Below are 19,112 nucleotides of genomic sequence, written 5' to 3'. Positions count from 1 at the left end.
GATGGACGGACGCGAACAACTGATCGAGCGGAGCATTCCCTTCCTCGACGAGGTCAAGAACATGACCGCGGGGCCCGAGGTCGAGCGCTGGCTCAACGAGACCTACGGACCAGGCAGCGCCCTGTATGAGGACCTATCGCGCCTCATCAAGCAGGGGGTCGAGGAGGGCTGGGCGGCCAACATCGAGGTGGGCGGCCGGCGATACCGCCGCAGCCGGCTGTGCGAGCCGATGGCGCGGACGCTGAACTTCAGCATCACCGCCGTCTACATGGACAGTCAGGGCGGCCGGATGGCCGTCGACTATCACGACGGCGAGCCGGGCGACGCGGACGCGAGCTTCCGCGGCGACTACCACGGCCACCCCTACGGCGAGCTGAACATGGTCGTGCCGCTCGACGAGAACGCCGTGCTCGCCGGGCCGAGCGGTTGGTGCCACGCGGGCTGGACGGCGCCGGCGCCGGGCAGCCATCACTACCCCGAGGTCAAGGGCGGCGCGCTCATCGCCCTGTTCTTCCTCCCGGCGGGACGCATCTCCTACGACGTGAAGCCGCCATCCTGAGACCGGCCACGGTCAGAGAAGGAGCGATCCTCCCGCCATTTGCTTGCACCACCGGACGTATCCTCGAATGAGGCGAGTCTCACGTCGATGGGCGTCACGCGGACCGGAACGCGGACATCGCACCATTTAGGATGAAGTTGACACCGGTTCATCGTAGAAAGTGCGACAAAAATCAAAGATCTAGAGCAGCGTCCGATTGCAACACGATCGGGCGCTGCTCTGGGGTCAGGACCCATTGATATGAGAGGCGCGATCTGATTCAGGCTCTGCGAGGAGACTAAGAATGAGCGACCTGTACTGGTTGACGGATGAGCAGATGGCGCGTCTGCGACCGTACTTCCCCAAGAGCCACGGCAAGCCGCGGGTTGACGATCGGCGGGTGTTGAGCGGCATCGTTTTCGTCAATCGCAACGGGTTGCGCTGGCGCGATGCGCCGAAGGACTATAGTCCGCACAAGACGCTCTCATGCGACCTTAGGAGCTTGTCTGGTTCGTTTCCCGAGCGCGCTGGCTGCGGTACTCGGGCACCAGCAAGCCGCTGCGCCCCAAATATTCGAGCTCAACTTCCTGGAAGATTACGGACGTGTCGTCAGGGTGCTTGCCCATAGCCTCGAAGAGCAGGTCCGAGACCCCTTATAGATCGCAGCCTTCTGCTCGCTCGTGGTGCGGTCTGCGCCCGGGCTCGCTCCTCCGCGGGTCACCTGAATGGTCACGATCGGCATGTCATACCGCCGCGCGTTTGTGTTGACGCGTTCTCCTCCCCACCCGCATCTCCGCGCAGCATGGTTCGTATGGACGGATCAGATCAAAGGCGCGCCGGTATCACTCCCCAAGAAAGGTGTGGGGAGGGCGCGGGGGGAAACGCCCTCTCCTGGGGACGTCAATGGCCGGCGATCCGGCCGCCGTCGACGTGGAGGATTTCGCCGGTCCCGAAGGCGGCAGACTCGAGGTAAAGCACGGCCTGGGCGATGTCCTCGATTTCACCCATACGGTTTATCGGGTGGGCGCCGGCCAGAAATTCGTACGTGTCGGGGGAATGCATCGGTGTCCTGATGATGCCGGGAGCGACGGCATTCGCGCGGATGCCGCGTGCGGCATATTCGATCGCGAGGCTGCGGGTGGCCGCGTTGAGGCCGCCCTTCATCAGCGATCCGGCGCCGGACTTGCGCTTCTCCCTCATTATATCGGCCGCCTCGACCCGCTGTTGAGGATTTGCGATCTCGAATCGGCACCCCCGAGCAAGGACGTATTTCTACTGACCCGCAGGCGCGACAGGAAGGATCCGTTCATCCGCGCTGTCTCCGATGAGGTGGTCGGAATGTTTGAGCAGGCCCGCGAGGTGTTTCTATGAATCTCAAATATCGCAAAATAAAATCGCGGAGCGGAAAACGAGATATAGCTAGGAATATGACGACTTAATTGCTTTTTTCGATCATTGCACAGCCGCCATCTTTCACTGGGCGAAATGCCTGACTGCCAGCAATAGTGGTCACGTGCTTATAGTAGTCATATGGCCGCTCGCTCTCGGATGGCGCCTTCACTTCGTAGAGGTACATATCGTGGACCGCGCGCCCGTCCGGGCGGATCGTTACGGTTCCGAAGAGGGGGTCTTCAATGGGTGCTTTCCGCATCATTGCCACGACCCGGTCGCCCTCAATCGTGCCGGCGGCACGCACGGCGCGAAGATAGGCGAGCGTCGCCGAGTACACCCCCGCGTGATCCTCCGTCGGACGCCGACCGTTCATGACGGCGGCGAAGCGATCACTGAACGCGCGCGTGCTCTCATTGCGATCCCAGTAGAAGGCCGAGACGAGCTGCAGCCCCTGTGCCGTCGTCAGTCCCAGAGAGTGAATGTCGGACAGCTGGATAAACAGAGCCGCAGCCTTCATCCTGGGCGTGAGTCCGAACTCCCCGGCCTGCTTGATCGCATTGATCATGTCGGCGCCGGTATTCGCGAGGGCCAGGATCTGTGCCCCCGAGCTCTGAGCTGTCATCTGAGCTGTCAGGAGCGCTGAGGAAAAGTCGCTGGTGCCAAGGGGAAGTCACGACCCGCCGGTCGATCTGCCGTTCATCTCGCCGAGTGCCCTCGTGGCGTCGCGCTCCAGGGCGTGGCCGAGCGCGTAGTCGACGGTGAGGAAGTACCACTGCCGTGACCCGCGCTCGGCCAGCGCCCGTGCTGTGGCGGAGCCTTGGGCCCACGTGTCCGACACCCATTGGACGGTTGTCGGTGCGCAGAACTTGCCCGTCAGATCGGACGTCATCGCGCTGGACGCGAGCGTGACGCGATTGCGCTCGCGCAGCAGGTTGGCGACCGCGAGGGCGACCCCCGAATTCGGCAGGTCCACGATCGCCGAGACATTCTCCTGGTCGAGCCAGCGCCGCGCGATGCCGAGGCCGATGTCGGGCTTGTTCTGGTGGTCGGCGGAGAGGAGCTCAACCTTCAGGCCGCCGCTCTCCCGGGCGAAGTCGTCGAGGGCGAGGCGTGCGGCGGCGACGGAGCCGGCGCCGACCTGGTCCGAGAACGGCCCGCTCATGTCGCTCAGGACTCCGATGCGGATTGGCTGATCGAGCGCCCTGCCCGGAGCGGGAAGTCCGGCGCAGGCCAAGGCCAGGAAAACGACGAACCGGAACGTGCGACCAAGCTTCATCTCTGTGGCTCCGCGCCAGGCGTTTATCAGAATATTTCGAAGTACTCACGCTGCTCCCACTCGGTGATTTCCGATTGGAAGCGCTCGATCTCGGCGTTCTTGATATGCGTGTAATAATCGACGAACGACTCGCCGAGCGCGCCGCGGAAGAACGGGTCCTCGCGCAGGGCGAAGACCGCCTCCCGTAGCGACGTGGGTAGGAGGTCCGCCTCGGCCTCGTAGGGCGTGTCGGCACTCGGCCCGGGGTCGAGGTTCCGGTCGGCGCCGTCGAGCCCGGCGAGCACCTGAGCAGCCATGTAGAGGTAGGGGTTCGCCGCCGGCTCCCCGACCCGGTTCTCCAGCCGCGTGGCCGGATCGCCCGGTCCGCCGAGCACGCGGATCATTACCCCGCGGTTGTCGCGTCCCCAGACCGCGCGGTCGGGCGCGAGCGAGTAGGAGCGGTAGCGCTTGTAGCCATTGATGGTCGGCGTTGTGAAGACGGTCGCGGCACGCGCGTGGGCGAGCAGCCCGCCCAGGAACCCCATACCGAAACCCGAGAGCGGCTGGGAGCCATCGCCGGGGACGAAGGCGTTCGCTCCCGTCCGCGCGTCGCGAAGCGATTGGTGCAAGTGCCAGCCCGACGAGACCACGTTCGGGATGCGGGGCCGGCACATGAACGTGGCGTGATAGCCGTGCCGGCGGCAGGTCTGCTTCACCGCGCTGCGAAACAGCACCATCAGGTCAGCGGGCACAGCGCCGGCGGTGGGCTGGAAGGTGAACTCGCACTGGCTCGGCCCGTACTCGACCTCGATCGAGCGCAGCGGCAAGCCGAGGGCGAGGACGTCCTTGCGGAGGATCTCTAGGATCGGCTCGACTTGGTCGTAGCGCTGTTCCGTGAGGTACTGGTAACCGTGCGAGATCAGGCTGACGCTCGGCGGCTCCCCGGGCTGCCCGGCATCGGCGGGCGCCATGCGCGGGTCGTCGAGCTTGAAGACGTGAAACTCGACCTCCAGTCCTGCGACGTATTCGAGGGACCTTTCGGACAGACGGTCCAGGACGGAACGGTAGATGCCTCGCGTGGCGAAGGGGACAGGACGGCCGTCTTGGAAATAGAGGTCGCAGAGAAGCCACCCTGTCCGTGGCGCCCATGGCAGCGTCCTGAACGTCGTGGGGTCGGGTACCATGACCACATCGGCGGCGCCCTCCATCTCCCGCATTCCGAAGCCGCCGCCGGCGGTGAAGACCGGAAATACGGTGCGATGCGAGGTGTCCTTGGCGAGCATCGTCGTGGTGATCGCGCACCCGCCGGTGAGCGCCTTCACGGCCTCGGAGGCGACGAGGGTCTTGCCCCGCAGGATCCCGTGCTGGTCCGGGAAGGACAGGCGGACGGTGTCGATCCTCTCCGGGTCGCATCGCTCGCGCACGTCGCGCGCCGCGTCGGCCTGCGCGTCGGTCCACAATCCATGGTCCTGTACGAATGTCATCGCCGTCGTCCTCCCGGCAATCAGGCGACCGATGCACCAGGCTATTCGGCCGCGTTCAGGCGTGCCACGTCGGTGGGGACGGCGGGCATCCACGGGGCTCCGCGGCGGCGGCGCACGTCCACTTCCATCCAGTAGGTCTCCCATCCCTTGGACGGACCGATCCCGTCCATCGTCGCGGGACCCTGGATGCTTTTTGCGTGCCGCCCGTCGAGCACCATCAGTGGAACGTCGCCCTTCACGGCCTTGTCAATCTGCTCACGAAGGATCCGGCGGTAGAGCACGATCGCTTTGTCGGACTGCCCGAGATGCTCACGAGTCCGGTCCTGGATCGGTCCCATCGACTCGACAGCCCACTGGTCGTGGACGTTGATGTCGAGCCCCATCCCCGTGTAGGTCGCGTGGGCTTGCTCGTGCGGATCGAAGCCGTAGTCGTTGGTTCTATTCTTCCGCGAGCGGTATTCCGGAAGCTCGTACAGCTCCAGGCGCTGCTCCCGCATCCGCTTCTTGTCCACCGGTGACGTGTAGCTCGTGAAGATCGCGTACCAGTAGCAACGCTCGTCATCGACGGGCACGTGCCACTGCGTGATGGTCATATCCGCCGACATCGGAATGACGAAGGCGTGCGGGAACACTTGGTTCGTGACGCGCACATGCGTGCGCTCCTCGTCGATCTCGCGCAGGGCGATCAGCCGCATGCCGTACTCCGTGCGCTCGACGTTGATGAGCGGACGGTCGTACTCGCGCAGGATCTTCGTCATCGGCAATTCACTGTCGGCCGATGCGGCGCGGAATTGCTTGCCGTAGGACGACGCCGTGTCCTCGTCCTCGAAGAACCGGTGCAGGAACGAAGCATGTGCCGGATCGATTCCGACCTCGAGCGCCTGAAGCCAGTTGCACTCGAACAGGCCCTTGAACGCGAAGGTGTAGGCGTTGGGCGCGAGGAAGCAGTCGAGTTCCGGGAACGCCGGAGGCTCGCCCTCCCCCAGGTAGGCGAACAGGATGCCGCTGCGCTCAACCACCGGATAGGCACGCTGCCGGATATTCCGGCAGAGCTTGCTGCCGACCGGCTCGGCGGGCGTCTCGAGGCAGCGCCCCTCCACGTCGAACAGCCAGCCGTGAAAGGCGCATCGTAGTCCGCCGTGCTCAAGCCGGCCGAAGGCGAGGTCCGCACCGCGGTGCGGGCAGTCGCGGTCGAGGAGCCCGTACCGCCCAGCCTCATCGCGGAACAGCACGAATTTTTCGCCCAAGAGTTGCACCGGCACCACCGGGCGCTCGCCCTGGAGTTCGTCCACGAGGGCGGCCGGCTGCCAATATCGGCGCATCAGCGTGCCCAGAGGCGTCCCGGGTCCACTACGGGTGATATGGTCGTTCTGCTCCCGGCTCATCATGGCGTCTGCCTCCGTTGAGCGTCTGCCCGCGTTTAGCCGGGGCAAACACGTTTGTTCAATCAACGAACATATGTTCATTATAGAACGGTTTTAGCGCTTTGCAAGCGTGACCGGAGCGCAAGCCCGCTTGCCTCCACGCCGCACTTCTGCATACTAGACGAACTGACGTTCGTTAGATGGACAATCGCATGCCACGCATCGTTTTTGTGGGCCGTGACGGAGCCGAGCACGGCGTCGAGGTGCCAGCCGGGATCAGCGCCATGGCCGCGGCCATCAGGAGCAATGTCCGTGGCATCGAGGCGGAATGCGGCGGTTCGCTCGACTGCGCCACCTGCCACGTCTACGTCGATAACCGTTTCGTAGGCCTACTGCCCGAGCCGTCGGAGCTAGAGCGCGAAATGCTCGCATGCGTCGCCGCGGACCGTCGCGAGACCTCGCGGCTCAGCTGCCAGATCGTGCTGACGCCGGAACTCGAGGGGCTGACGCTCCACCTCCCGGAGGTTCAGTCGTGAGGCACGGCGGCCCACTCGTGATCGTCGGCGCGTCCTATGCGGGCCTCCAGGTGGCAGCCTCGGCGCGAGAGGCGGGCTACGAGGGGAGGATCGTCCTGGTGGGCGCGGAGGATAGCCTGCCCTACCAGCGTCCGCCGCTCTCGAAGGGATTTCTCTCCGGCAAAGTCGGGGAAACCGACCTTGCGCTGCGGCCGGCGAGCTTCTTCGACGCCGTCCGGATCGAACTCGAACTTGGTACAAAGGCGACCGCGCTCGAGCCGGCGTCCCGGTCGGTGTCGCTGTCGAACGGCCGCCGCCTCGCGTTCGGCTCCCTGGTCGTGGCGACGGGATCGCGGGCCAGGCGCCACCCCGCCCTCGACGGTCGGGCAGGCAACATCCGTTATCTCCGCTCCCTCGACGATGCGAGGGTGCTCAGGGAGCGTCTGTCGGCGGCGCGGGAGGTCGTTGTTGTCGGAGGCGGCTTCATCGGGCTGGAGGTCGCATCGGCCATCCGTGGGCTGGGCAAGGAGGTCACGCTCCTCGCCGCGGGTTCTCGCCTGCTGCCCCGCGCCATCGACGGCGAAATTGCCGGGTTCCTGCTCCGGCTGCATCGCGCGCACGGCGTGAAGGTGGAACTCGACGCGGCCGTAGTAGGCGTGGAGGTTAAGGGGGAACACGCCCGGCAGGTCCACGTAAGCAACGGGCGGAGTTTTCCCTGCGACCTCGTCCTGGTCGGGGTCGGCGCAGATCCCGACGTCGCGCTCCTCGCGTCGGCTGGCATCTGCAGTCCCGACGGCGTTCCCGTCGATCAATACGGCCGTACAGATCATCCGGATATCTTCGCAGCCGGCGACTGCACGCTGCACTTCAATCGATATGCGGGAACAATCCTGCGTCTGGAATCGGTGCAGCACGCCATCGATCAGGCGAAGGTGGTGGCCGACGCCCTAGTGGGTCGCGATCGATCCTACGACGCCGTCCCCCGGTTCTGGTCCGACCAGTACGACGCGAAGCTCCAGATGGTGGGCCTCCCGCGCGGTGCAGACCGACGCGTCCTGCGCGGGGCACCCGAAGAGGGCCGCTTCTCCGTCCTGCATTTCTCAAAAGGGCGCCTCATCTGCGTCCAGGGTATCGGCCGTCCCGCCGACGTGGCGGCGGGACGTCGACTCCTCGCCGCAGGACGCTCGCCGCCGCCGGCTCTCGCCGGCGATCGGTCCCGCGACCTCGCCGATTTCCTCGCGGACGAGGCTCCGCGCGCGAGCGCGTGACGGTCCGGCACGTGGGAGCGGACGCGGCTCTTGCCAGGTCGGGCGGGGCCGCGCACAGGGAGCCAGCCCATCGATCCGGGTGCCGCATCAGAGACCGTATCATGCCGCGTGTCAGACGTTCCGAGACAGACCAGCAACTCGTCGACGAGCACGGCCCGGACTTCTCCGAGGCCTTGGCGCGGGGATTGCGCGTGATCTCGGCGTTCGGCGCGGAGCGCCGTCTGATGACGCTGGCCGATGTCGCTCGGGTGGTGGACCTGCCGAGGGCCACGGTCCGGCGGGCGCTCTACACCCTCGACTGCCTCGGCTACGTGAGGTCGGATGGGCGGCTGTTCCAGCTAACGCCCAAGGTCCTGTCCCTCGCGACCGCGTATCTGGCGTCCAATAGCCTGTCCGCGACGCTGCAGCAGACCGTCGAGCAGATCTCGGCCCAGCTTAACGAGGCCTGCTCCGCCGCAATCCTGGACGGCGATGATATCGTGTTCATCGCGCGCGCCGGACCGACCCGCATGCTCGGTGTGGGCGTGGATGTGGGCTATCGGATCCCAGCCTATTGCAGCTCGATGGGGCGGGTTCTCCTGGGGGGGCTCGATGAGAAGGACCTTGCCGCGTTCCTGGACCGCATCCGGCCCGAGCCGCTGACGCCGCATACCCTGGTCGATCGCGCGGCCCTCCAGGCCGCCATCCATCGCGACCGTGAGCGGGGCTACTCCCTTGTCGATCAGGAGGCTGAGGTCGGTTACCGATCCCTCGCGGTGCCGGTGAGACGATACGACGGGCGGATTGTCTGTGCCCTGAATGCCGGGGCGAACGCCGACCGGGTCGCAGTGGACCGCATGGTGGAGAGTTTCTTTCCCGTCCTGCGCGATGCAGCCACGGTCCTTGGACCGCAGATGATCTGACAGATTGTGCGTGGACAAGAGACTCTTGGCGATCGTAGATGGGAATGGACCAACCTATCGCAACCGAGCCGATCTTGAGTGAGTGTCAACTCGAACGTCAGCGCCCGCAGTCAGACACTCTTGTTTCATAAGCCGCGCTCACGCGAACGCGACGAAAGTCGGGGGCGCGATCTGAGTGACCTCGAGAGGTCCGCTGTCGGGTGACGAGCGGCCATTCAGGCGGCATCGATCGAAGGTCCGGAAGTGGCGCAAAGCGTTCTGCTCGCTTCGAGGCACAGCTGATCGAGCAGTTCTGGATAGGCGGATCGGCTCTCGGAGCTAGTCTGTCACGCTTCGGGAACGGGTGCTTGTGACCGCCGGTTCATCGCGTAATGCCCGGGCCTGGTCCATCACGCAGGTCAGCAGCGAAGCGGAGTGAGCATGAATGCGCCGGCTGTCGTCAGACCTGAGAAGACGCCGTTCTGGTCGGCGCTGTTCACCGACCGGCGGATCGCACCGGCGCTCGGGCTCGGCTTCACCTCCGGCATCCCGTTCCTGCTCGTCTACGCGACGCAAGCGGCATGGCTGTCCGACATCGGCATCTCGATCGCGACAATCGGCCTCCTGAGCGAGCTGACCCTCGCCTACAAGTTCAAGTTCGTGTGGGCACCGTTCCTCGACCGCTACGACCCGCCCCTGCTCGGGCGTGCGCTCGGCCGACGGCGCGGCTGGATCGTCGTGGCGCAATTGAGCGTGATGGCGATGCTTGCCGGCATCGCGTTCGGCGACCCGGCGCACTGGCTCGCCTGGACGATCGCGTTTTCGCTGGCTCTCGGCTTCGCAGGCGCAACACTCGACCTCGTCATCGACGGCTGGCGCATCACCAGCGTGCGGCCTCCCGAGAAGCAGGCCGTGCTGTCGTCCTGGACGGAGATCGGCTGGCGGGTCGGCAACCTCGCGGCTGGCGCCGGCGCGCTGTTCCTGGCCGACAGGATCGGGTGGCGCGGCGCCTATCTCAGTATGGGCGCGCTGATGGGCGTCGGAATGCTCGCAGCCGTGCTCGCACCCGAGCCGCCGTCGGACCAGCTTCCCCACCAAGCCCGAGCCGGCTTCGCCGACACGGTCTGGGCCCCCATCCGAGAGCTCCTGACCCGGCTCGGCCCGATGGCGCCAGCGATCCTGCTGCTCGTCGCGGGCTTTCGCATGCCGGGCTACGTCGCGAGTGCGATGGCGGTCCCGCTGTTCAAGCACCAAGGCTTCTCCAACACCGACATCGCCACCGTCACCAAGCTCTTCGGCTTCTGGATTGGGCTCGGCGGCACGTTTCTGGCCGGCGCTCTCGTCCCGCGGATCGGCATGCTGCCGAGCCTCCTGATCGGCACCGTGGCGGGCTCGGCCTCTCACTTGAGCCTCGCTTACCTCGCCGCGCACGGAGGCGACGGCGGGACGGCCTTCTGGACCTTCGCGGTCACCGTCAGCATTGATGGCTTCGCCTATGCCTTCGCCTCGGTCGTGCTCATCACCTATATGTCGACCCTTGCCTCTGAGGAGCATGCGGCGAGCCAGTTCGGGCTTCTGACGTCCCTCTGTGCTTTCCCGGGCAGCTTGCTGGCGGGCTTATCGGGCTTCGTCGTCGAGTGGACGGGCTTTCCCTGGTTTTTCGTCTGGACGTCCCTGATCGGCCTGCCGGTGGCGCTGCTCGCGTTCTACGTCTGGGCCAAAGTCGGCATCTCTGACGAGGCCACGCAGCCGCCTAAGACAGCGTCCTAGAGCGGTATCCGAGCCATGTGAATCAGCAGGGAGTTCCGCCGATGGCGTGGGAGTGCTTCACCCCAGCTGTGAACGGTGGAAGCGGGTTGAGGCATGTCATTTGCGCTGTCAGGGGATCTGCGCGAGCGTGTGCTTGCGGCGATTGAGGCCGGGATGTCGGGCCGGCAGGCGGCCGTGCGGTTCGCCGTCAGCCCGGCCAGCGTCAGCCCCTGGCGGGCGCGTGTGCGGGAGACGGGCTCATGCGCGCCCGGTGCCCTGGGCGGCGATCGGCGCTCGCATCAGATCGAACAGCATGGCGAGATCATCCTCGCCCTGGTGCGCGAGACGCCGGATCAGACGCTGAAGGAACTGCGCAGTCGCTTGGCTGAGAAGGGTCTGCCGATCGGCTATGGCGGGCTCTGGCGTTTCCTCGACCGACACCAGATCGCATTCAAAAAAAACCGCGCACGCCAGCGAGCAAGAGCGTCCTGACATTGTCAAGGAGCGTCAGACTTGGCGCGAGGGGCAACGTCAGCTCGATCCAGCCACTCTCGTGTTCATCGACGAAACTTGGGTCACGACCACCATGGCCCGCACCCACGGCAGAGCCCCACGGGGTCAACGCCTGCGCGCCAGTATCCCGCACGGGCATGTGTGGACGCCCCCTCCGGTGCAAGAAGAATCTCAGGATAAGCTGCGAGCGCGTGATCGGGTGCTGCCATGTGTCCGGCCTCTAGTGCGGCACGAAGATTGGCCGCGGGCCCGTATGGGAGTTCGAGGATCAGGTCCACATCACTGGAACGCGCTCGAAGCGCTCCCCGTGCGCCTGGTTCTCCTGATCCCGCCTCACCGACGTTGCGCCATACCTGTCCTTCGACCTCCTCACCCCGTCGACAGCCTCACATCCGCCGACCGCTCACGCGGCGACGGCCGGAGCTCGATAGGTCCCGCCCTTCGCAAGCAGCGCCCAGGCAACGCGGGCGTTTTTGTTGGCGAGTGCGACGATGACCAGCATCGGCGGCTTGCGCGCCAGCATCCGGCCGAGCCACGAGCCGGCCGGCACGCCCTTGCGCTTGGCCCAGCGCACGACGGCGCTGGCCGCGAAGATGAGGAGGCGTTGCAGCGTCCGCTCACCCATACGCGAGGTGCGGCCGAGACGCTCCTTGCCCCCGGTCGAGCGCTGAATCGGCGTCAACCCGACCCAAGCAGCAAAATCCCGGCCTGAGCGGAACGTCTCGGCAGGTGGCGCGAGCGCCTCGATGGCGGTGGCAATCAGCGGACCGATCCCGGGCACCGTCATGAGCCGGCGCGCAGCGGCGTCGGCCTTGGCCCGTGCCGCAACCGCCTTGTCGAGTTCGGCGATCTCGTCCTGCAGATGACGGAGCACCGCGACGAGCCGCACGAGGCAAGCGCGAGCTGCGGCGGGAATGCCGGATGTCGGATCCTCGACCTGCACGATCAGGCGCTCGATGTTCGAGGGACCTTGTGGCGCGATTAGCCCGTACTCGCCCAGATGGCCGCGCAACGCGTTGATGATCTGGGTACGCTGACCGACAAGGAGATCGCGCGCCCGGAAGATCACGGCGGCAGCCTGCTTCGCCTCGCTCTTCACGGCCACGAACCGCATGGTCGGGCGTTGCGCGGCTTCGCAGATCGCTTCTGCATCGGCCGCATCGTTCTTCTGACGTTTGACGAAGGGCTTCACGTAGGCCGGCGGGATAAGCTTCACCTCGTGCCCCAGCTCGCCGATTGCGCGTGCCCAGTGGTGCGCGCTCGCGCACGCCTCCAGGGCGACGCGGCAGCGAGGCTGACCGGCGAAGAAGGACAGCACCTGCTCGCGTCGCAGCTTCTTGCGGAACAGGACGGCGCCAGCCGCGCTCGCGCCGTGCGCCTGGAATACGTGCTTGGCCAGATCCAAGCCGATGGTGCTAACCTCCGCCACGGACGCCTCCCTCCGGTGGTGCTCAACACCACCACCTTGGCACGTCGATGCCGTCGGGGGGCGTCCACCCCATCACTGGAAGACCACGACCCTGATTGCCGGCCTGCGCCTCCAGGGTTTCACTGCGCCCTACGTTCTCGATGGCGCGGTCAACCGCGCCACCTTCGAGGCCTATGTCGGTCAAATCCTCGTTCCGGATCTGAAACCCGGCGACCTGGTCATCATGGACAACCTGCCCAGCCACAAGGGACCTCGCGTGCGCCAGATGATTGAAGCAGCGGGGGCACGGCTTCTCCACCTGCCGCGCTACAGTCCCGACCTCAACCCGATCGAGAACGCCTTTGCCAAACTCAAGGCGCTCTTGCGTAAAGCAGCCGAACGCACCGTCGAGGGCCTCTGGGATGCCGTCGGACGCTTGCTGGAGAAAATCACATCAGACGATTGCGCCGGCTTTTTCGCCCATGCCGAGTATGTTTCAGTCTGAGCGAATACCGCTCTAAGCGGCGTCTCGCGACCTATCGCGGGCCTTGCAGGCACCGCAGCTCAACACGGGATGTGGCGGTCTGCGCGCTGGTTCACGCAGAGGTCCGTCTTCGTGCAGCGACCCAATCTCCGCTCGTGTGAAGGTTTTCGGATGGCGGCCCTGACGCGACGGCTGAGCGCGGGCTGGGGGCCGGCGTTCGAAAACCTCCAGGGGAGGAAGCCGCGGGGGCGCCGCGACGCTGAAGGTGGTGCGCGCGCTATGGGGATTTGAGGGCGCGGCGGCTGCGTTGGCGCTCGTTCATGGCGCTGACTGGGCGCGATTCCAGGGTGCAGGTTGGCTTTTGTGACCGCGCATCGCGTCCGCGAAGAGGGCTGCGGACGGTGTTGGACGGGGCAACCTGATCGAGAACAAGCATCCTGGCACGAGCGAACCCGAGGCGGGTCGATGATCCCGCGGTCTGTCGACTGGCGGTCGTGATCAGGCTCGGGGCCGCGGTCATGACGTGTTGATCCGAACGGCGCTTGGGCGCAGCTTCGGGACCTCGCCCCGGCGGAAGCGCTCGATGACGACGAGGCGTCCGCCGCAGCACGGGCAGGCCGGTCCCGCGGGTGGGTCGGTCATGGCGGCGGGTTCGGGCTTGGCCGCGCACGGAGCCTGCATCGGCGCCAGCAGGCTCCTGATCCGGGTGATGTTGGCAGCCCGCGTGCCGCTGGCGAACAGGCCGTAGTGGCGGATGCGGTGGAAGCCGTCAGGCAGCACGTGGAGCAGGAAGCGGCGGATGAACTCGTCCGGGGCCAGCGTCATGGTCTTGATCCACTCGCGACCCTTCGCGCCATCCCGAGCCCGGTAGTCCTTCCAGCGGAACGTGACGCCGCGCTCGTCCATAGCGATGAGCCGGCTGTTGGCGATGGCGACGCGGTGGGTGTAGCGCGACAGGTAGGCGAGCACGGCTTCCGGCCCAGCGAAAGGGCGCTTGGCGTAGACGATCCACTCGGCGCGCCGCAGCGGTGCGAGATGAGCTGCAAAGGCGCCCGCCTCGGCCAGCGGGGCCAACTCGCCGTGGAAGCCGAGCCTGCCGACGCGATGAGCCTCGGCCAGTCGGGTGAGGAAGAGCCGGCGGAACAGGCGTGAGAGCACCCGCACGGGCAGGAAGAAGCCTGGCCGGCAGGCGATCCAGCGCGATCCGTCAGACGAGAGGCCGCCGCCCGGCACGACGATATGCACGTGCGGATGGTGCGTCATGGCCGAGCCCCAGGTGTGGAGCACGGCGGTGAGCCCGATCTTTGCGCCCAGATGCTTCGGATCGGCGGCGATGGTGAGGAGCGTGTCGGCGGCGGTGCGGAACAGCAGGTCGTATACTGCGGCTTTGTTCTGGAAGGCCACGGCCGCGACCGGCGCCGGCAGGGTGAAGACGACGTGGTAGTAGGGCACGGGCAGCAGGTCGGCCTGACGCCGCTCGAGCCACGCCCGCGCCGTTTGGCCCTGGCACTTCGGGCAGTGCCGGTTGCGGCACGAGTTGGAGGCGATGGCGACGTGGTCGCAGCCTTCGCAGCGCACGACATGACCGCCGAGCGCCGCGGTGCGGCAGGCTCGGATCGCGGCCATGACCTTCATCTGGCCGTGGCTCGGGCGGTGACGCGCGAGGAAGGCGTCGCCATGCCGGTTCAGGATATCCGCGACCTCAAGAGAAGACCGCGCCACGACGGGCGCGGCAGCCTACGGCGGTGGTGGGGATGCGAGCAGCGCGAGCGGGCTCGTGACCTCGCGGATCGCCTTGAGCGCGACCCGGGTATAGACGGCGGTGGTGTCGAGCTTGCGGTGCCCGAGCAGCACCTGAATGACGCGGATGTCGGTCTTGCGCTCCAGGAGGTGGGTGGCGAAGCTGTGCCGCAGCGTGTGCATCGAGACGCGCTTGTCGATCCGGGCGGCCTCGGCGGCGGCATGGCAGGCGCGGTTGAGCTGACGCGTGGTGATCGGCTGGGCGGGCTGCTGGCCGGGGAAGAGCCAGCCGCGCGGGCGCTTCACCCGCCACCACTGCCGCAGCAGGTCGAGGAGGTCGGGCGAGAGCATGACGAAGCGGTCCTTGCGGCCCTTGCCCTGCTCGACCCGGATCAGCATGCGCGCGCTATCGATGTCTGTGACCTTCAGGTTGGCGATCTCGGAGACGCGCAGGCCGCAGCCGTAGGCGACGCTCAACGCCGCGCGGTACTTCAGGCTCGGCGCGTGCGCGAGCAGGAGTGCCACCTCCTCGGGGCTGAGCACGACGGGCAGCCGCTCGGGCGTGGGGATGCGGGCCAAGCGGTCGGCAAAGCCCGATCGGCCGAGCGTGACGTGGAAGAAGAACCGCAGCGCTGTGATGGCCAAGTTCATGCGGGCATAGCTCGCGCCGAGCGAGGCCATGTGGAGCTGGTAGCGCCGGAGGTCCTCCGGCTCGGCCAGGTCCGGCGCGCGGCCGAGGAAGATCGTGAACTCGCGGATCTGTCGGATGTAGTCGCGCTTTGTGTGCTCGCCGAACCGGCGGATGGTCATGTCCTCGATCATCCGCCGGCGCAGCGGAGAGACGGCGTCGTGGGTCATGGGAGGCTCCCATCTGGGGTGAGGTGAACCTCACGATCCTCAGACAGGGCGACCGCCCCTCCATCATGACTCGCAACGCGACCGACACGCGCCGCCCCTGCCGCGAGAGCGGCTTAGTCCAATGGGGTTTTCCGGACGTTTGATTTCGTGACACGGATCCCCTAGCGTCAGGTTCCCTGCAGAGCAGCTTTCACCTTTGCCGGCGAGAACGGCACCGAACGCAACCGAGCGCCCGTGGCGTCGAAGATCGCGTTCGAGATCGCCGCCGGCACGATCGCCGCGGACGGCTCGCCCGCTCCCCAGGGCTTCTCGGTCGGCCGGTCGATTAGGTCAGTCACCACCTGCGGCACGTCCGGGAACGTGATGATCGGGTAGCTCGCCCAGTCCAGGCTGGTGACGGCGCTCCGGTCGAAGGTGACCTCCTCCATCAGTACCCGGCTCACCGTCTGGATGACGTTGCCGTCGAGCTGATTGCGCACGCCGTCCGGGTTGATGATCTGCCCGCAATCCTGGGCGACGAAGAAGCGCGGCACCCGGACCTGACCCGTCTTGCGGTCGACCTCGACCTCGGCCACGCCCGCCACGTAGGTGCGGTTCAACTCGTAGCGCACGTAGGAGAGCCCGCGGCCGCGCAACACGTCGGCCCTGGCGTCCTCTTTTAGGGGTGAGGGCCGCGCCTGCCAGCCCGCGATCTCGGCCACGCGCTTGAGCACCGTGATGCCGCGCGGGTCCTTCAGGACGCGCAACCGGTACTCCAGCGGGTCGGCGCCGGCCGTCGCCGCGCACTCGTCCAAGAAGGCTTCGTTGGCGAAGGTGTTCTGCATCCGCCCCGGCGTGCGGATCCAGGAGGGGCGGAACGGCGTGTCGGCGAGCCGGTGGCAGACCGTGCGCACGTTCGGGAAGCCGTAGGGCAGCGCCGAGTTCTGGATGACGTTGCCCGGCGCCATCGTGGTCTCGTGCGGCAGGCCGGCGAGGGTCGCGGCAACGAGCGGCACGTTGCCGGCAGCTCCTTCCGGGACGTGGAACTGTGAGGACCACGCAGCAACGTTGCCCGCAGCGTCAAGCCCGGCTTTGAGGTCAATCAGCGTCGGTGGACCCTTGGGATCCCAGCCGTGCTCGTCCGCCCGCGACCACTGCACCCGCACCGGCCGGCCGACGGCCCGCGCAAGCAGCGCCGCGTCCCCCGCCGCGTCCTCGTGCCCGTTTCGCCCGTAGCAACCCGAACCCTCGATGTAGATGCAGCGCACCGCCTCCGGCGCCAGCCCGGTCATCGCTGCGAGTTGCATGCGTAGCGCGTGGGTCATCTGCGACGCGGTCCAGCAGGTCAGGAGTCCGTCCTTGAACTCGGCCACGGCGCAGGAGGGGCCGATCGAGCCGTGAGTGTGGATGGCAAAGTCGTAGGTCGCCTGCAGGACCTTGGACGCCTGGGCGAGCGCGCCCTCCGCGTCGCCTGTGCTGCTGGTGACATCGTCCTTCGTCACCTTCGTGGCACGCACGTGCTCCCAGAGCTGATCCTGCGCGGGCAGGCCCGCCCAGGCAGACCATGTGGCCTTGAGCTGACTTGCTGCTTTAATGGCCGCCCACTCGCGCTCCGTGACGACGGCCAGGAAGTTGCCCTGGCGCACGACCTTGATCAGCCCTGGGATGCTCGCCACAGAGCCCTCATCGACACTCTTGAGCGTCGCGCTGATGGCCGGCGGGCGCACCACGCGGGCGTGCACCATGCCGGGCACGCGGAAATCCTGCATGTAGGTGAAGTGACCGGTCATCTTCTCGGGGATGTCGAGCCGCGGCACCGACTTACCGACGAGCGCGAATTGCGCCGGGTCCTTCGTGGTGACGGCCGAGTCGACCTTGGTCTCGAAGCGCCCGTCCTTCAGGAGGTCCGCGTAGGAGACGCCGGTTCCTCCCGCCTTCGGCCGCACGCTGCCGTTCTCGGTCACGAGCGCATCAATCGGTGCGCCAAGCCGCTCGCTCGCGAGCTGTACGAGGCGAGCGCGGGCGGTGGCCGCGGCCTGCCGGATCTCGACGCCGCCCTTCTGGATCGAGAGGCTGCCGTAGGTCGGACCCTGGTCGGGAGTGAGCGCGGTGTCGCCCTGCACGACCGTGACGTGGTCGAGCGGCAGGTCGAGTTCCTCGGCGGCGATCTGAGCCATCGCTGTCTCGACCCCGGTGCCGAGATCGACCTTTCCGGAGAAGATCGTGGCCCGGCCGTCGGCCCCGAGCGCCAGGAAGCTGTCGACCTGGTCCGGCGCGATAGCTTTCGAGAAGCCATTCGTAGCGACCGAGGCGGCGGTCTGCGCCAGCGCGGAGCGGCCCGCGAGCGAGAAGCCGACGACGAGCGCGCCGCCCTGCAACAGGGCACGGCGCGAGAACACGGGTGCGTTCATGACGGCCTCCCTCAGAGCGACTGGGCGGCGCGCTGCACCGCGCGCACGATCCGCAGGTGGGTGCCGCAGCGGCAGAGATTGCCCGCCAGTGCCTGCCGGATCGCGGCCTCGTCGGGCTTGCGGTTCTGATTCAGCAAGGCCGCCGACTGCATGATCATGCCGTTGATGCAGTAGCCGCACTGCGCTGCCTGCTCGGCGATGAACGCCGCCTGCACCGGATGCAGTTTCTCCGGCGAGCCGAGCCCTTCGAGGGTGACAATCTTGGCCTCGGGCTTGAGGCTCGACATCGGCGTGATGCAAGAAAGCACCGCCTGCCCGTCGACATGGACCGTGCAGGCGCCACACTGGCCGAGCCCGCAGCCGAACCGCGGCCCGCGCAGGCCGAGGTCGTCGCGCAGCACGTAAAGCAACGGCGTGTCCGGATCATCGACACTCACGGGCGCGGCGCGCCCGTTCACATTGAGAGACAGCTGGTGGGCCATGGGGCGTCTCCCGGGAACCATTGTGGTCTCGCCCGCCTGTATCTGGTGCAGTTTCGAGGCAATGCGATCGGGTGGCGGGCATCGTCCGTCAGGGCCGCGCCCCCGGTTCGGCCCTCGCGGGAGGGAGCGTCAATGCCGTCTCCGAAGAGCGTCCATCTAACCGCCGCGCTGGTCCTCGCCGTCGCGGTCGGGAGGGCCAGCGCCGAGGAGCGACCGGCACAGGACTGGCCCGCGGCCTCACGGGCAGCCGCGGACGCGATCGTGGCGAAGTACGGTCCGCCCCAGGAGCAGACCGCGACCCTGCTGATCTGGTATCGGAACGGGCCGTGGATCCGCACCGTCGTGCACAAGCTCGGCGCGGAGCACGACTTCCCGGTCAAGCACCAGGACGTGCTAGAGCAGAGCCTGCCCTACAAGGTGCCGCTGAACCTCTATAGCGCGGTGGCGACCTTCAACGGCAGTGTCATTCCCGACCGGACCCGGGGCACGCTCACCGCTTTCGGCGCCAGCGAAGCCGAGAACATCCTGTCCCTCAACCTCGCGCGGGCGGTCGTGCGGGGTGAGATGAATGCCGAGCAGGCCCGCGACGCCCAGGTGGCGGCCGAGCGCGACCTGGCGAACGGCAAGACGCCCGAGATCGCGGCGAAGCTCAGGATCGAGCAGCAGCAGGAGGGCGATGTTACGGACCCAGACACGGCAATGATCCTGCCGCCTGGCCGCACGCCATAGGGCAACCTCGATATCTCGAAGTCCGCGGCCGGGCCTGGGGGAATACGCCGGTGACCGAGGTG

The 19,112-nt window shown here is 66.9% G+C and carries 14 protein-coding genes and 5 pseudogenes; 9 read left to right on the top strand and 10 right to left on the bottom strand.

What is annotated here, in order from left to right; genetic code table 11:
- Position 1 precedes the first annotated feature (1 nt).
- Both MNOD_RS37245 and MNOD_RS50860 read left to right on the top strand, forming a co-directional pair.
- Entirely contained in the window at positions 2-559 is a 558-nt protein-coding gene (locus MNOD_RS37245; RefSeq protein ID WP_015934114.1) for a DUF4863 family protein, read from the top strand.
- Positions 560-842: 283 nt separating this feature from the next.
- Positions 843-1,025, top strand: a pseudogene (locus tag MNOD_RS50860) (transposase); the annotation flags it as partial.
- A 7-nt stretch (positions 1,026-1,032) separates the two neighbouring features.
- Here MNOD_RS50860 and MNOD_RS50855 read toward each other — a convergent pair.
- From MNOD_RS50855 to MNOD_RS37220, 5 genes and pseudogenes are all read right to left on the bottom strand, one after another.
- Positions 1,033-1,164 (bottom strand): hypothetical protein, encoded by a 132-nt coding sequence (locus MNOD_RS50855; RefSeq protein WP_425277530.1) that lies wholly within the window; start codon positions 1,162-1,164, stop codon positions 1,033-1,035.
- A 274-nt stretch (positions 1,165-1,438) separates the two neighbouring features.
- A pseudogene (locus tag MNOD_RS37235) lies at positions 1,439-1,708 on the bottom strand (SDR family NAD(P)-dependent oxidoreductase); the annotation flags it as partial.
- 265 nt (positions 1,709-1,973) lie between these two features.
- Positions 1,974-3,206: pseudogene (locus MNOD_RS37230) on the bottom strand (ABC transporter substrate-binding protein).
- 26 nt (positions 3,207-3,232) lie between these two features.
- Positions 3,233-4,669, bottom strand: a complete 1,437-nt coding sequence (locus tag MNOD_RS37225; protein WP_015934113.1) for a glutamine synthetase family protein — start codon at positions 4,667-4,669, stop codon at positions 3,233-3,235.
- Between the two features lie 41 nt (positions 4,670-4,710).
- Positions 4,711-6,057, bottom strand: coding sequence for an aromatic ring-hydroxylating dioxygenase subunit alpha (locus tag MNOD_RS37220; RefSeq protein WP_015934112.1), 1,347 nt, complete (start codon positions 6,055-6,057; stop codon positions 4,711-4,713).
- Positions 6,058-6,245: 188 nt separating this feature from the next.
- On the opposite strand from MNOD_RS37220, the gene MNOD_RS37215 reads away from it, so the two are divergent.
- From MNOD_RS37215 to MNOD_RS47530, 5 genes and pseudogenes are all read left to right on the top strand, one after another.
- Positions 6,246-6,569, top strand: coding sequence for a 2Fe-2S iron-sulfur cluster-binding protein (locus tag MNOD_RS37215; RefSeq protein ID WP_015934111.1), 324 nt, complete (start codon positions 6,246-6,248; stop codon positions 6,567-6,569).
- Positions 6,566-7,816 carry an NAD(P)/FAD-dependent oxidoreductase gene (locus tag MNOD_RS37210; protein ID WP_015934110.1) on the top strand — a complete coding sequence of 417 codons (1,251 nt, stop codon included), beginning with the start codon at positions 6,566-6,568 and terminating at the stop codon, positions 7,814-7,816. The genes MNOD_RS37215 and MNOD_RS37210 overlap by 4 nt, the downstream gene beginning before the upstream one ends.
- Before the next feature lie 101 nt (positions 7,817-7,917).
- Positions 7,918-8,718 carry an IclR family transcriptional regulator domain-containing protein gene (locus tag MNOD_RS37205; protein WP_015934109.1) on the top strand — a complete coding sequence of 267 codons (801 nt, stop codon included), beginning with the start codon at positions 7,918-7,920 and terminating at the stop codon, positions 8,716-8,718.
- A 420-nt stretch (positions 8,719-9,138) separates the two neighbouring features.
- Complete coding sequence (locus MNOD_RS37200) at positions 9,139-10,467, top strand: AmpG family muropeptide MFS transporter (RefSeq protein WP_015934108.1); 1,329 nt, start codon at positions 9,139-9,141, stop codon at positions 10,465-10,467.
- 93 nt (positions 10,468-10,560) lie between these two features.
- Positions 10,561-11,098, top strand: a pseudogene (locus MNOD_RS47530) (IS630 transposase-related protein); the annotation flags it as partial.
- Between the two features lie 264 nt (positions 11,099-11,362).
- Here MNOD_RS47530 and MNOD_RS37190 read toward each other — a convergent pair.
- Positions 11,363-12,388: an IS110 family RNA-guided transposase gene (locus tag MNOD_RS37190; RefSeq protein ID WP_043753531.1), complete on the bottom strand. Its 1,026-nt coding sequence runs from the start codon at positions 12,386-12,388 to the stop codon at positions 11,363-11,365.
- Between the two features lie 67 nt (positions 12,389-12,455).
- Here MNOD_RS37190 and MNOD_RS37185 point away from each other — a divergent pair.
- Positions 12,456-12,872, top strand: a pseudogene (locus tag MNOD_RS37185) (IS630 family transposase); the annotation flags it as partial.
- A 495-nt stretch (positions 12,873-13,367) separates the two neighbouring features.
- Here the strand turns inward: MNOD_RS37185 and MNOD_RS37180 are convergent.
- The 4 genes from MNOD_RS37180 to MNOD_RS37165 all read right to left on the bottom strand — a co-directional run bounded on the left by MNOD_RS37180 (position 13,368) and on the right by MNOD_RS37165 (position 18,321).
- Complete coding sequence (locus MNOD_RS37180; protein ID WP_015934105.1) at positions 13,368-14,573, bottom strand: IS91-like element ISMno24 family transposase; 1,206 nt, start codon at positions 14,571-14,573, stop codon at positions 13,368-13,370.
- Between the two features lie 15 nt (positions 14,574-14,588).
- Positions 14,589-15,449 carry a tyrosine-type recombinase/integrase gene (locus MNOD_RS37175; RefSeq protein WP_015934104.1) on the bottom strand — a complete coding sequence of 287 codons (861 nt, stop codon included), beginning with the start codon at positions 15,447-15,449 and terminating at the stop codon, positions 14,589-14,591.
- A gap of 167 nt (positions 15,450-15,616) precedes the next feature.
- On the bottom strand, positions 15,617-17,839 hold the full coding sequence (locus MNOD_RS37170; protein WP_015934103.1) for a xanthine dehydrogenase family protein molybdopterin-binding subunit: 2,223 nt from the start codon (positions 17,837-17,839) through the stop codon (positions 15,617-15,619).
- Between the two features lie 11 nt (positions 17,840-17,850).
- Positions 17,851-18,321: a (2Fe-2S)-binding protein gene (locus MNOD_RS37165; protein ID WP_015934102.1), complete on the bottom strand. Its 471-nt coding sequence runs from the start codon at positions 18,319-18,321 to the stop codon at positions 17,851-17,853.
- A 132-nt stretch (positions 18,322-18,453) separates the two neighbouring features.
- On the opposite strand from MNOD_RS37165, the gene MNOD_RS37160 reads away from it, so the two are divergent.
- The gene (locus MNOD_RS37160; protein WP_015934101.1) at positions 18,454-19,050 is read left to right on the top strand and encodes a hypothetical protein; all 597 of its coding nucleotides are present in this window, start codon (positions 18,454-18,456) and stop codon (positions 19,048-19,050) included.
- Positions 19,051-19,112 lie beyond the last annotated feature (62 nt).

Origin of the sequence: Methylobacterium nodulans ORS 2060 (genome assembly GCF_000022085.1) — a bacterium.
Taxonomy (GTDB): domain Bacteria; phylum Pseudomonadota; class Alphaproteobacteria; order Rhizobiales; family Beijerinckiaceae; genus Methylobacterium; species Methylobacterium nodulans.
Note: the sequence above shows the minus strand (reverse complement) of the source record. Positions and strands in the feature narration are given on the sequence as shown.